Origin of the sequence: Methylotuvimicrobium sp. KM2 (assembly GCF_038051925.1) — a bacterium.
In the GTDB taxonomy this organism is placed as follows: Bacteria; Pseudomonadota; Gammaproteobacteria; order Methylococcales; family Methylomonadaceae; genus Methylotuvimicrobium.
The window spans coordinates 3,028,206-3,041,059 of sequence record NZ_CP150634.1 but is presented as its reverse complement, the minus strand read 5'-3'; the positions used below and the strand labels follow the sequence as shown (position 1 = coordinate 3,041,059).

Genomic DNA, 12,854 nt, shown 5'->3' with positions numbered 1-12,854 from the left:
ATATTGTTCATATAACTTCCGAAAATCGGTTGCTGAGCCCCAAGTACTCAGTTAATCTTGTCTTGAAAGGTAAGAGTAAATCTGCTCTCCTGAGCTTTTGGCTGCGCTCAGGAGAGTCCTGTCGAAGGATGAGCGGAATTACGCTGAGCTAAACGATTTTCACCCGACATTGTAAAGATGAGTGAGTACTAGTTTCATTCATTCGAATAAGAGGGCGTGCTTTTTGGAATGAAATCAAACACAGGCATTTTTCAAGTTTCAACCCAAACCTAAGTTCGATAATGATTATAGTAATGCTGTTGGCATTATGCAAAATATTGTTGTATTTGGGCTAAATGATACAAGAATGAGTAAAAATGTGACGGCATGTTTTTTGATAACTTATTAGCATGGTTATTGTCAGGATTTTAGTGTTCCTCAACGATTGATATTGCTTGATGATTTAAGGAAATTGAGTGTTCGTCTTCAGCGCTGGGATTGTTTTCAACCAAATTTATACTTGTTGCGTTTAAGCCAATCTAATATAATGCCCCTCGCTTACTATATTAAAGCCAATCTATATGCATTTTCGTTTCGGCTTTCTCAGCTACGAAATCAGTCACGTCATTCGTCAGCGGTTTAATAAAAATGCCGAAATTATCGGTATTACTCATTCGCAATGGCGGGTCTTGGTGCATTTGTCCGAAAACCCTAACTGCCGACAAGTCGATTTGGCCGATATTCTCGATATCAAACCGATCACACTGGTCAAGCAGCTCGATCAACTCGAAGCGCGGAATTTGGTGCGCCGCATCAAAGACAGCGATGATCGGCGCGCCTATCGGCTCGAGTTGACCGAAAATGCATTGCCGGTCATGCAAAAATTATGGGACATTGCCGATCAGGTAGAAGCCGAGGTGTTAGGCGCATTGTCGCCGGATGAGCAAGCATTGGTCACCCGGTTGTTGTGCCGGGTTAAAGGGGCTATTTGCGGCAACGAGCCCGATATGTCCTAAAATTCTCTTCGGTGCCGTAACGCGCGGCAATAACATCAAAGGCAAATTGTGTGTTTGATTTCATTGAAAAACTGAAGAAATCGCAAATTAACGGATGGATGATCGGTATATTTAAAAAGCCCGCTCCTGCATCGCCTGACGAAAGCGATCGGCAGATGCTCGCAAGAGTCGCTCGGCAGTTCTTTTGGCTGTTTCTCGCGCTGCTGTTTTTCGAAGACCTGTTGGATTTCGCAATCGAAATCATGCATTCGGTTTTTGAAATTCTGCATCTGCTAATCGAGTTTATCGAAGGCTATGTCGAAGAGATACTCGAACATTTGCTACATACCGATCATCATCAAAGCGAGACGATCATCGTCAATGCGGTTTTGTTGATTGGACTGTATGGATTATATCGTTTCGTCCGTGCATTTCCGCATATTGTCCGGCGCTTGAAAAGAAACTGTTCCGCAGCCTGGCTCAAATATAGAAGGCGAAGATTGGCCTATTGGCGGGCGTTATTGCCGGAACAGAAAATTAAACTGACGGCTGCTTACCTAGCCGGTCTGTCGCTGCTGCTGTTTTGGTTGACGATATGAAGATAAACCGGATTCCAACACTATTAAATTTAGTCTCGATGACTCATAAACATACTCACCTTAATGTTTTCCCGGATTTTCTAAACTATAGCTGCATTTGATTGCAGACTTCGAAGGCTCTTTTCGTCTCGTAACCAGGACAGAATACGAGAAGAAGGCAGTGAACATATTTGTTCTCTTAATTTTCATTCGGCGGTTGGATCGGTCGCCGACGGTTTTGTATTGACAGGAATATCATGCTCTTTTTATCGAAAAAACAAGATTGGCTCGGCAATATCCGGGGGGATTTATTGGCCGGCATCGTCGTCGCGCTAGCACTGATTCCCGAGGCGATCGCATTCTCGATCATTGCCGGCGTCGATCCGAAAGTCGGCCTCTATGCATCGTTTTGTATTGCGGTCGTGACCGCGTTCGTCGGCGGCCGGCCCGGCATGATATCTGCCGCGACCGGCGCGATGGCTTTGTTGATGGTGACCTTGGTCAAGGATCACGGACTGCAATATCTGTTGGCGGCAACGCTATTGACCGGCGTGTTGCAGATCTTCGCCGGCTACGTCAAGTTCGGCAGTCTAATGAGTTTCGTGTCGCGCTCGGTCGTAACCGGTTTCGTCAATGCCTTGGCGATTCTGATCTTCATGGCGCAATTGCCGGAATTGACCAACGTGACCTGGCACGTTTACGCGATGACCGCAGGCGGATTAGGGATTATTTATTTGTTTCCGTTGATTCCGGTGATCGGCAAGTCGGTGCCGTCGCCGTTGCTCTGTATCGCCGCATTGACGGCTTTGTCGATCTATTTGGGATTGGACGTCCGCACGGTCGGCGACATGGGCGAACTGCCCGACGATTTGCCGATATTTTTGTGGCCGGAAGTTCCGTTGACGCTTGAAACCCTAAAAATTATTTTTCCTTATTCGGCGTCCTTGGCCGTGGTGGGCTTGCTCGAATCGTTGATGACCGCAACCATCGTCGACGATCTGACCGACTCCGGCAGCGACAAGAACCGCGAATGTAAAGGCCAAGGTCTGGCTAATATCGGTGCGGGTCTGCTCGGCGGCATGGCAGGATGCGCGATGATAGGACAATCGGTAATTAACATCAAATCGGGCGGTCGCGGACGATTGTCGACGTTGGTGGCTGGTACACTGCTGCTGATCATGGTGGTGTTTCTCGACGAATGGATTTCGAAAATCCCGATGGCCGCGCTCGTGGCAGTCATGATAATGGTTTCGATCGGTACCTTCAGTTGGCGTTCGGTGCTCGATTTGAAGAAACATCCCCTCTCGAGCAGTGTCGTTATGATCATGACCGTGATCGTAGTGGTATTTACACATAATCTCGCGATTGGCGTGTTCGTCGGCGTGTTGTTGGCGGCGCTGTTTTTCGCCAACAAGATCAGTCATTTTCTATATGTCGAATCGGAAATCGACGAAGATCAAAGCGTCAGAATCTATCGCGTTGTCGGTCAGGTTTTTTTCAATTCAGCCGAAAAATTCATTCAATCGTTCGATTTTAAAGAAGCGGTCGAAAAAGTCGTCATCGATTTACATCGCGCGCATTTTTGGGATATAACCTCGGTCACGGCATTGGACAAGGTCGTGATCAAGTTCCGGCGCGAAGGCGCTGAAGTCGAAATTATCGGCATGAACGAAGCGACCACAACGATTGTCGACCGGTTCGGAGTACACGACAAGCCGGAAGAAATCGAAAAAATCATGGGTGGACACTAATGAATAATAACGAAAATAGAGTGCTGGCTTGTATCGACGGATCGGCGCTGACCGAAGCGGTATGCGATTACGCGGCCTGGATCGCGCAGCGCGTCGAAGTACCGCTGAAATTACTACACACGATCGATCATCATCCCGAGACCGCGACAATGTCCGATCTGTCCGGCAATATCGGTCTGGACAGCCGCGACGAATTGTTGGAAGAAATTACGCAATTGGATCAGCAGCGTATCAAATTGCGTTTGCAGCAAGGCAAGCTGTTGCTCGAAACCGCAAAGCAACGCGTCATGCAATCCGGAATTAGCGATCCTATCCTGACGCAACGGCACGGAAGTCTAGTCGAGGCTTTGATAGAGCTAGAGGATGTCACGCGAGTATTAGTGATTGGTCTACGCGGTAAAGTGCATGAAAATCATCCCGACAAGATCGGCGCGAAACTGGAATCGATCATCCGTTCTTTACATAGACCGATATTGGTGGTCAACGAGCCATTCAAGGCTCCCAAGCGCATCATGCTTGCCTATGACGGTAGCGCGGCGTCCGAAAAAGCACTCGACATCGTTGCGAACAGCCCCTTATATAAAGGTTTAATTTGTTATTTGATTTGTGTCAGCAAAGGTGACGATAAAGGTAAGTTGCTCGAAATAGCCGAGAACAAGCTGAAGCAAGCAGGCGGCATCGAGGTGGTCGCACAAAAACTGGCAGGAAAACCCGATTTGGTGCTCTGTGAATATCAAGAAACCCATGATATCGACATGACCGTGATGGGCGCGTTCAGTCATACAAAATTACGCGATCTCTTGCTCGGCAGTTTCACCGCGAAAATGCTGCTGCATAGCAAAAAACCGTTATTGCTGCTGAGATAAAGCCGGTCAAGCGTTACCCCCGACAAGTCATGAATGGTTTGCCTCGTTCCCACGCTCCAGCGTGGGAACGCATACCGGTCTCGCCGTAAGCAAAATATGTTTCCTAAGGTGTTATTGGAAAAACAACTAAGGAATATGCACAAAATAACTTCTACAAGTAGTAGGCTTTGTGGCGGTTTAGTGACTCGCTTGACAGGACGCCGTGAACCCAGCACCTAAATTCCATAGGTCTTTGGCAATGATTCAAAATCATGGCTTATTTAGGTGCTGGATGAATTATCCAAAAGACTTAAACATGGCCATTAGGCTATGGAATTTAGGTGCTGAGTGAATACGTCCATGTAGGCTTGACGGCGGAATCTGATTGCCATGGATGGCATGAATGCAGATTTTGCAGGAGCAAAAATCTGCCCTGCCGCCGACACCTGTCAATCGAGCCACCAAACCCCCTTCCAACAGTTGTCTAAGTTATTTCATGCTCGTTCTTAACCAATGTGGCAGAAGGCATACAGGTGGCCAATACCGGCAGGTTTAAAAGAGCGAATGCAACGCGGCGAGAAGCGCTACGCGCCGCGCTGGCTCGAATCGATTCGGGGAATTACGGCGAGTGCTGTTAATGCGGCGATGCGACGGCCGAAAGACTTAACGCTGATCCCGCGCCTCCTTTTGTTCGAATTGCCAAGATGAGATCGAAGGGAAATGATCCCCGAAACAGGACTTTGTTCACAAAATATACAAAAAACATGAAAATGTTTATTTTATTAAATTTTTTCATGTTGAGCTCCCCCGCAAGGATTTTCAATCGAAAAACTTTCTGTTAGGCCGAGGTCGATCCGCAATCGTTCGAATCATTACAGTTTTAATCGTGACCCATCCCACGATATGCAATTCTATCGAAGCCGCTGAAAGAACCTACCTTGAACAAGTCGAAACCAAACTCGGCGGCGCTCTCGAAAGCATCGATGTCCGAGTCAGGCGATATGCTGAGACATTCAAGAGTAGATCTATTTCTGGGGAAACCGGGCGCAGAAGGATCATGCCGAAAAAATTCCACGCGGGAAATCGTGCCCGACACTTCCGAAAAGAATTATGCGCCAGAGAGGGACAGAAATCTGCTGTATGTCGCTTGCGCGTGCAATGCACGAATTGAGCTTGACTTTTGCCGGTAACGCGTCAATTTTCATTCCGGAATAGGCGGGCAAGATGAACGAATCTGAAAACAGCCGGTTGTAAGATTTATGAAAGAATAATCGATAAAAATAACAGGTTTTGTTTTGCCGCGTTTTCGATCGAATCGAACGGTCGTCAATGAAGAGTTTTACTAATGGAATTAATTATTTTTATAAATAAAACGATTGAGGAGTCAATGTGAGCGATTCAAATGTATGGGATATCGACATGAAGTTTCTAAGCGAATACGAGGAACGCCATACACACAGCTATGATTTGGCCAGCGAGTATATGAATCCGAAACTGGTCGAAGTGATGGATATCCTTGGCTTCAACAAGCATTATGCGAAAGCCGAAGGGAATTATCTCTACGACAACGAAGGCAAGGCCTATTTGGACATGCACAGCGGCGAAGGTTTCGCGAGCCTCGGGCACAATCATCAAGCGATCAATCGCGCATTGATCAAGGCCCTGGATTCGAATTTGCCGGACGGCGTGCAAATTCATCATTCGACCTTGTCCGGTTTGTTGGCCGAGAATCTGTGCAAACGCTTGCCGGACGGTTTGGACCGTGTGTTTTTCACGAACTCGGGCACAGAAACGGTCGAGGCGGCATTGAAGTTCGCACGCGCGGCGTCGAAGCGTCATCGCCTGCTGTCATGCGAGAGCGGTTATCATGGCCTGACTTACGGGGCATTGTCGGTATCGAGCGAGGAATATTTCCGCAAAGGGTTTGGTCCGCTGTTGCCGGGCTGCGATAGGGTGCCGTTTAATGATCTGGAGCGGCTCGAAGAAGAATTGAGCGCGAGGGACGTCGCGGCGTTCATCGTCGAACCGATTCAGGGACGCGCTGTGACGATGCCGAGCCACGGTTATTTCAAAGAAGTCGAACGCCTGTGCCGTAAATACGGCACCTTCTTGATCTTCGACGAGATTCAATCCGGGCTCGGACGAACCGGGCGTTGGTTCGCGCTCGATCATTGGGGTATCGAGCCCGATTTCGTATTGGTCGCAAAAGCCTTGAGCGGCGGTCACATGCCGGTCGGCGCGATGATCTCGCGGCGCAGCATTTTCGATAAAGTCTTCAATACGCTCGATCGTTGTTATGTGCATCATTCGACTTATGCACGTAATCGTTTGGCGATGGTCGCGGGACTCGCGACGCTCGAAGTGATGGAAAATGACAAATTGGTCGAGAATGCCGACGCGATGGGCAAGCGTTTGATGGACGGATTGAACAAATTGAAAGAGCGTTATTCGCTGCTCAAGGACGTACGCGGCATGGGCTTGATGATCGGTTTCGAACTGGGTTGTCCCGAATCGTTGCGCAGTAAAATGGAATGGAAATTGATTCATGCCGCGAGCGCCGGCCTGTTCCCGCAGTTGATCGTGATTCCGCTACACCGCGATCATCAGATCATCACAATGGCGTCCGGCCATAACGATGTGATCAAACTGTTGCCGACGATGGTGATCACCGAAAAAGAAGTCGATCATTTCCTGAATGCGATGGAGGCGATTTTGCGTAACAGCCAGGAAGTCGGCAGCGAAAACTGGAAGACGATTTATCAAATCGCGAAGCGAACGATCAAGGGAGGCTATTGATGGTCCCAAGCCTCAAAGTCGCCGTGACCGGCGCATCGGGATTTGTCGGCAAACGTTTGGTTGAGCGCTTGTGTAGCCAAGGTCATTCGGTGGTGTGCCTGCTAAGGCCGACCTCCAATGCCTTAGGGCTCGAGCGGCCGCAAGTCGAGCTCAAGCGCGGATTTTTAACCGATGCCGGTTTTGTCGGTGAAGCGTTAACCGGTTGCGATGTCGTGATTCATTGTGCGGCCTTAGTCTCGGATTGGGGAACCGTGCACGAAATCAAAACCGCGAATGTTGGTGCGACTCGGGTCCTGGTTAAGGAAGCGGCTAAATGCGGAATTAGTCATTTCATTCATGTCAGTACGACCGATGTCTACGGTCATTCCGGAAAAAGAGGCGTGACGGAAGATCATCGACCGGCGGAAAAATTTGCGAATTGGTATGCGGAAACCAAAAAAGAAGCCGAGGGCATCGTTTCGGCTAGTTCGGTGGTGCATACGATCTTGCGTCCCGCAACGATATACGGTCCCGGTTCGAAAACGTTGGTCGGTGAAATTGCAAAAGCGGTCGAATCCGGCTTCATGTTATTGATTGACGGCGGTAAGCAATGTGCCGGTTTGACATATATTGATAACCTCATCGATGCAATCGAGTTGACGCTATTCAATGAAAACGCCTTTGGCGAAGTGTTTAATGTTTCGGATGCGAGTTCGGTAACCTGGGCCGAATTTGTCGATCATATTGCATTGGGGCTTGGCTCGCGTTATCGAAAAATCAGTTTGCCGTATCCTTTAGCGTTTAGGCTGGGACACTTTTTGGAAAGTGGTTACCGCCATGTCAGAGGCGTCACAGGTTTGCAAACGCAAGCCTTATTATCGAGACAGGCTGTGCAGGTTCTCGGTGTTCATCAGGATTTTTCGATCGATAAAGCACGCAGCCGATTGGGGTTTGAACCGGCGGTGCCGTTCGGCGATGGTATCGAAAAGTCAATCGAATGGGTTAAGAGGCAGTTGCTGTAAAAGTTCGCAGATTTGGACTTGTTATACCCCTCGTAGATCAAAATTCGGCACCGGGATCTTGTCAAACGAGTTATCGAGCCTGCTATGAAACTCATGGCTCCACGAAGTTATACCTTTCGCACTTCAAATTTCGGCAGTGCCCGGGGAGGCGCCGGGGTGTTCGATTCCTCACCTAACGCTAGGTGAGGGACCAGCATGGAGCTGGCATAGAGCCTACAGGGACGTATTCACCCAGCACCTAAATAAGCCATGATTTTGAATCATTGCTAAAGACCTATGGAATTTAGGTGTTGGGCTCACGGCGTCCTTTGACGGACACCCCGGTGCCGAATTTTGATCTACGATGGATATATTTTTCACGAAATGCTTAGACGGTTTTTCAATCAAAAGGAAGTCGATAGAATTGGTAATGAAGTAGCCTCTTTAAGAATTTGATTGCCATTCAATATTTATTTTTAAAAATCGACTACAAATTACGGTTTATTTCTTCCCAGAGATCTTGATAGGCTTGTAATGATCGGCCTCTTTTGACGAAGCCGCCTAGCGGCATGCGTTCAAGGCCCATGCGTTCGATGTCGCTGGCATAAGGGATCGCCGATTTCAGCAATTCCGGGAATTGTTTGGGGGTCGTTTCAAGGATGTCGAGGTGCATTTTTTTGCGGCGATCGACCATCGAAAAAAACGGCATGACTCGTATTTTTTTATTATTCTCTTTTTTGAGAAATTGCTTCAATTGATCCAGCGTTCTTATTGAAAGCGTCGTCGGAATGACGGGCGATAGCAATATGTCTGCGGTTTTGAAGACGGCTTCCGATAATAATGAGATGCTCGGCGGACAATCCAGGAAGATGAAATCGTACTCCTGAGAGAGTGGTTTCAATAGTTTTTCGAGCTGATGTGTCGGCTTTTTCTTGCTTTCCAGCACTAAATCAAGATTTCTAAAAGAAAAGTCCGAAGGCAGCAAGTCAAGGTTATCGAAATCGGTACCTTTAATCATATCGTCCAATTCATGTTTGCCTTCGATCAATTTTTTGCTGCCGCCCTTGATTTTGGGCTTGATTCTGAAGTAGTAGCTACTCGCCCCTTGAGGATCCAGGTCCCACACTAAAGTGTGCGACCCGCCACATGCCGCCAAATAAGCAAGATTGACGGCCGTGGACGTTTTTCCTACGCCGCCTTTAATGTTGAATGTTGCAATGATTTTCATAGTGTTTTCTTGTGTGCCCTATGTCTTGAGGCCGATCGGCGCTAACAACCGAATAACGAATGAAACGCATCTTGAATATCGGGTTGATCGAATGTGTCGAACTTTTCCTGGAAAGCTTCGCGTGCTTGTTGTCGGCACTTGTCTATCGTTTGAATCAAAACGCCCATTGCCAGAAACGTGTCGGCCGGGACTCCTTCGTTCATCATCTCTTCGCTAAATTTTTTCAAGGTAATCTCTTGGACTTCGAGATCTTGGAATTCGCCTAGGATATCCTGGAAATGTTTCAGGCTTTTAATCAATGACCTGATCTCATTTTTCGGGTACAGATTTTGAAAAAACTCCATGAGATATCTCAATTTCTTGCAAGTTTTTCGTAAGTCGTGCAGTTCCCCCGGAGGCGATTGATCGGTAATGCGTTGCCCATCTTTGATGATGCGCCGGAAAACTTTTAAGATGCGCTTGTCGGCTAATGTCTTGATCGGTAGCAAGGCATTGGCTTGAGTCGGTCTTTTGATCGTCGGCGAGCGTAAAAATTCTTCCCATTCGATTAGCGGCGCGATATAGTCCGGCGATTTTAATTTTTTGGCGAGATTTTTTTGCGCTTGCTTTTGTTTGCGGTCGATAAAGTCGTAAAGCGGATTTAAGTCTTCTCTAAGTGCGGGCGGCACGCTTTTCTTATAATTGTCGAAATCGAGTAGATAAACGTCGAGATCGCGTGTCGGAGTCGTGATTTGACCGAGCCAGGCAAAAAAATGGCTGAAACGCGCCGTTTCGGCGTCGGGTAAAACATTTTTTAGTTGATTGAGTCCGGCACGAGTTCTTCGTACAGCGACTCTAAAATCATGCAAAAATTCGCTGTCGGTAGCGGCAATGGTGTCTTGTTCGTTGATTTTTATGGCTTTTAGTAAGTAGCTAAAAATATATTTAACCGCAAGATCCGAGCGCATTTTCGGGTCGAGCTTGATGTTCAGCTTAGAGGTATAATCCTTCGGTTTTCGTCCTTGAGTTTTAAGCGCATCGATTAGCGGGGGATGATTGGACTCGACTAAACCGATGCGAATCAAGGCTTCGATGAACTTGAGCGCGGCTTTATCGTAGCCTTTTACCGGGGTTAATTGAAGCCGGCAAGGGATATATTCGAAGGTATCGATCATTAGTTTCAATACTGTTTTTTCATCCTTATTCAGTACATTGACAAATTTTCGAGTACATTCCAGCGTCGTCAGTGGCAGTAGAGCACGCATTTCGAGTAATGGAGCGAGTAGATTACGGATGTTTTCTGACGGAAATTCTTTCGCGAACTTAGGAACAGAGTCTAGGTCGGCTGATGCGATCAGTTGGCCGGTATGAAGATTTTTCAACGTTAAAATAGAAACTGTTTGGGAGCGATTTAATTCGCAGATGATACCGCCTCGATAAAGACGCCAGTCGAAGCTATCATAATAAGATATTAAAGTATAGTGTTCGGAAACAGGTTTTAAATTCGCCTTGTCAGCCAATTGGCTCAAAAATTTGTTATCGGTCAAATACCCCGGGAATTCGAAGTTCAAAGTGGTTGTAGTCATTGGCGGGATATCATTGAAGGATTTGTCAGGAAAAGCTTTTCCATAAACTGTCATATTTTTGGAATACTAACAAGTTAATATGAAAAGTAAATTACAAAATTTTTAGGTTAAAGGTAAAAGAGGAAAGAGGAAAGGTGAAAGAGGAAAGGTAGATGGAGCCCTTTGTGGGCGCGATTCCCAGATCGTCCATCACCTAGCGTTAGGTGAGGGAAAGCCGAAAAGCTCAGGTGTCAATAAACGGTATCGGAGTCACACAGGTCAAGATTCCTCGTTCCCATCGCTCCAGCGTGGGAATGCATACTATAGGTCAAAGGGGCAAGGGCAGAGGTGAAAGGTGGATGGGGGATTGCTGGTTTTTGGGTTATGGTTCGTTTTTAGCGTGGGGATTTTTGAGCGATGGCTAGAACTTTAATGTTGCTTCGGCATGGTAAATCGGATTGGGAGGTCGATGCCGATGATTTCGATCGCCCTCTGAAAAAACGCGGCAAAAAAGGCGCGGCTCGCATCGGACAATGGATGCGTAAGCAAAAACTAATTCCCGGCTTGATCGTTACTTCGCCTGCCGTGCGTGCGTTGACTACCGCGGAGAGAGTGGGTGAAGCGTTAGGATTTTCCGACTCAGAGATTATTCGGGACTCGCGTCTCTATGAAGCCGAATTAGCCGATTTTAAGACTGTTTTATCCGCCTGCCCGACCGATATTGGACGGGTTTTGTTGGTGGGGCATAATCCCGGTCTTGAAACTTTATTGCATTATTTGGTTGCCGGCATTGAGATGCCCGATGACGGCAAGCTGCTTGCGACCGCTACGCTTGCAGTTTTGACGATGCCGTCCGATTGGACGAAGCTTGGCGAGCATAGTGCGAAATTAGTCTCGATTACACGCGCTTCTTCGTTGTCATAATCTTGTAATATAGAAGTCATATTCTTATCCAATCGTTCCGCAATGGAATAATGGCGTTACCTTCATTAGAGAGTCGATTCATGATGTTTTCATACAGCTTTAACAAAATAACTCTGATATTGAGTTTTTCTATGGCTTCTTTAGTTGCCGGCCCCGCTGGAGCCGTGCAGACGGTCGATCCCGGTCTATCCGACTATCATAAAGTGAGCGGCGTATCCGGCAATCTGTCGAGTGAAGGCTCCGACACACTTGCCAATTTAATGACCTTGTGGGCCGAGGAATTCAAGCGTATTTATCCAAGCGTCAATATTCAGGTGCAGGCTGCGGGTTCTTCGACCGCGCCGCCGGCGTTGACCGAAGGTAAAGCCAATCTCGGGCCGATGAGTCGGAAAATGAAGGATAACGAATTAGATGCTTTCGAAAGTAGATACGGCTATAAACCGACTGCGATTCCTGTCGCTATAGATGCCCTAGCGGTATTCGTCAATAAGGACAATCCGGTCCAAGGTTTGACCTTGGCACAAGTCGATGCGATTTTGTCGTCGACACGTAAATGCGGTTATCCAAGCGATATCGTGACTTGGGGACAGGCAGGGCTTGATGGTGCTTGGCAAAACCAAAGCATACAACTATACGGACGCAATTCCGTATCCGGCACATACGGTTATTTCAAAGATGAGGCCTTGTGTAAAGGCGATTTTAAGAATAATGTCAACGAACAACCCGGTTCGGCATCGGTCGTACAATCGGTAACCAGTTCGCTCAATGGAATCGGTTATTCCGGTTTAGGCTATAAGACTTCCGGGGTCAAAACGGTTGCGCTGGCGTCAAGAGAAGGGCAGGCCTATGTCGATGCGACGCCGGAAAACGCGATTGCCGGTACTTATCCGTTGGCGCGTTTTTTATATGTCTACGTCAACAAACATCCGAATAAACCTTTAGCGCCGCTCGAGCAAGAATTCATCAAAATGGTTTTATCCAAAACCGGTCAACAAGTCGTCATTAAAGACGGCTATATCCCGTTGCCGGCCAAGGTCGCCAATAAAGTTCTGGGGTTGATAAAATGAGATGAAAGATGAAAGATGAAATCGGCGCTTGACAGGTAGTCTAAAAGCAGCATTATTTCACTATTCTCCGGCACAGTTAAATCGAGCACATTATATCGGGAAGTATTAACGTAACTATTCAGTCCCCCGGAAATTAGCGTTCCCACGCTCTACGTGGGAACGCCTGA

At 47.5% G+C, this 12,854-nt stretch carries 10 protein-coding genes; 8 read left to right on the top strand and 2 right to left on the bottom strand.

Translation table 11 applies throughout. From position 1 onward, the window contains the following. The first annotated feature begins 560 nt into the window (after window positions 1–560). The 6 genes from WJM45_RS12745 to WJM45_RS12720 all read left to right on the top strand — a co-directional run bounded on the left by WJM45_RS12745 (window position 561) and on the right by WJM45_RS12720 (window position 7,945). Window positions 561–995: a MarR family transcriptional regulator gene (locus tag WJM45_RS12745; protein WP_341325478.1), complete on the top strand. Its 435-nt coding sequence runs from the start codon at window positions 561–563 to the stop codon at window positions 993–995. Window positions 996–1,045: 50 nt separating this feature from the next. After that, a complete protein-coding gene (locus WJM45_RS12740; protein ID WP_341325477.1) occupies window positions 1,046–1,573 on the top strand; it encodes a hypothetical protein in 528 nt (175 codons plus the stop codon). Window positions 1,574–1,809: 236 nt separating this feature from the next. Continuing rightward, window positions 1,810–3,303 (top strand): SulP family inorganic anion transporter, encoded by a 1,494-nt coding sequence (locus WJM45_RS12735; protein WP_341325476.1) that lies wholly within the window; start codon window positions 1,810–1,812, stop codon window positions 3,301–3,303. Then, a complete protein-coding gene (locus WJM45_RS12730; RefSeq protein ID WP_341325475.1) occupies window positions 3,303–4,169 on the top strand; it encodes a universal stress protein in 867 nt (288 codons plus the stop codon). The genes WJM45_RS12735 and WJM45_RS12730 overlap by 1 nt, the downstream gene beginning before the upstream one ends. Before the next feature lie 1,368 nt (window positions 4,170–5,537). Continuing rightward, window positions 5,538–6,944 (top strand): aspartate aminotransferase family protein, encoded by a 1,407-nt coding sequence (locus WJM45_RS12725; protein ID WP_341325474.1) that lies wholly within the window; start codon window positions 5,538–5,540, stop codon window positions 6,942–6,944. Continuing rightward, window positions 6,944–7,945 (top strand): NAD-dependent epimerase/dehydratase family protein, encoded by a 1,002-nt coding sequence (locus WJM45_RS12720; RefSeq protein ID WP_341325473.1) that lies wholly within the window; start codon window positions 6,944–6,946, stop codon window positions 7,943–7,945. Before WJM45_RS12725 ends, WJM45_RS12720 begins: the two co-directional genes overlap by 1 nt. Window positions 7,946–8,411: 466 nt before the next feature. Here the strand turns inward: WJM45_RS12720 and WJM45_RS12715 are convergent, their stop codons facing one another. After that, window positions 8,412–9,152 carry a ParA family protein gene (locus WJM45_RS12715; RefSeq protein ID WP_341325472.1) on the bottom strand — a complete coding sequence of 247 codons (741 nt, stop codon included), beginning with the start codon at window positions 9,150–9,152 and terminating at the stop codon, window positions 8,412–8,414. A 41-nt stretch (window positions 9,153–9,193) separates the two neighbouring features. After that, entirely contained in the window at window positions 9,194–10,717 is a 1,524-nt protein-coding gene (locus tag WJM45_RS12710; RefSeq protein ID WP_341325471.1) for a CHAD domain-containing protein, read from the bottom strand. A gap of 396 nt (window positions 10,718–11,113) precedes the next feature. Between WJM45_RS12710 and WJM45_RS12705 the strand changes: the two genes are divergently transcribed. Together WJM45_RS12705 and WJM45_RS12700 are read left to right on the top strand one after the other, a co-directional pair. Further along, window positions 11,114–11,620 (top strand): histidine phosphatase family protein, encoded by a 507-nt coding sequence (locus WJM45_RS12705; RefSeq protein WP_341325470.1) that lies wholly within the window; start codon window positions 11,114–11,116, stop codon window positions 11,618–11,620. An 80-nt stretch (window positions 11,621–11,700) separates the two neighbouring features. Then, on the top strand, window positions 11,701–12,687 hold the full coding sequence (locus WJM45_RS12700; protein WP_341325469.1) for a phosphate ABC transporter substrate-binding protein PstS family protein: 987 nt from the start codon (window positions 11,701–11,703) through the stop codon (window positions 12,685–12,687). The last annotated feature ends 167 nt before the right edge of the window (window positions 12,688–12,854 follow it).

Bases quoted from the DNA above. Each gene is read 5' to 3' on its own strand.
- WJM45_RS12735 (WP_341325476.1), top strand. From the start codon at position 1,810: ATGCTCTTTTTATCGAAAAAACAAGATTGGCTCGGCAATATCCGGGGG.
- WJM45_RS12705 (WP_341325470.1), top strand. From the start codon at position 11,114: ATGGCTAGAACTTTAATGTTGCTTCGGCATGGTAAATCGGATTGGGAG.
- WJM45_RS12730 (WP_341325475.1), top strand. From the start codon at position 3,303: ATGAATAATAACGAAAATAGAGTGCTGGCTTGTATCGACGGATCGGCG.
- WJM45_RS12710 (WP_341325471.1), bottom strand. From the start codon at position 10,717: ATGACTACAACCACTTTGAACTTCGAATTCCCGGGGTATTTGACCGAT.
- WJM45_RS12745 (WP_341325478.1), top strand. From the start codon at position 561: ATGCATTTTCGTTTCGGCTTTCTCAGCTACGAAATCAGTCACGTCATT.
- WJM45_RS12715 (WP_341325472.1), bottom strand. From the start codon at position 9,152: ATGAAAATCATTGCAACATTCAACATTAAAGGCGGCGTAGGAAAAACG.
- WJM45_RS12700 (WP_341325469.1), top strand. From the start codon at position 11,701: ATGATGTTTTCATACAGCTTTAACAAAATAACTCTGATATTGAGTTTT.
- WJM45_RS12720 (WP_341325473.1), top strand. From the start codon at position 6,944: ATGGTCCCAAGCCTCAAAGTCGCCGTGACCGGCGCATCGGGATTTGTC.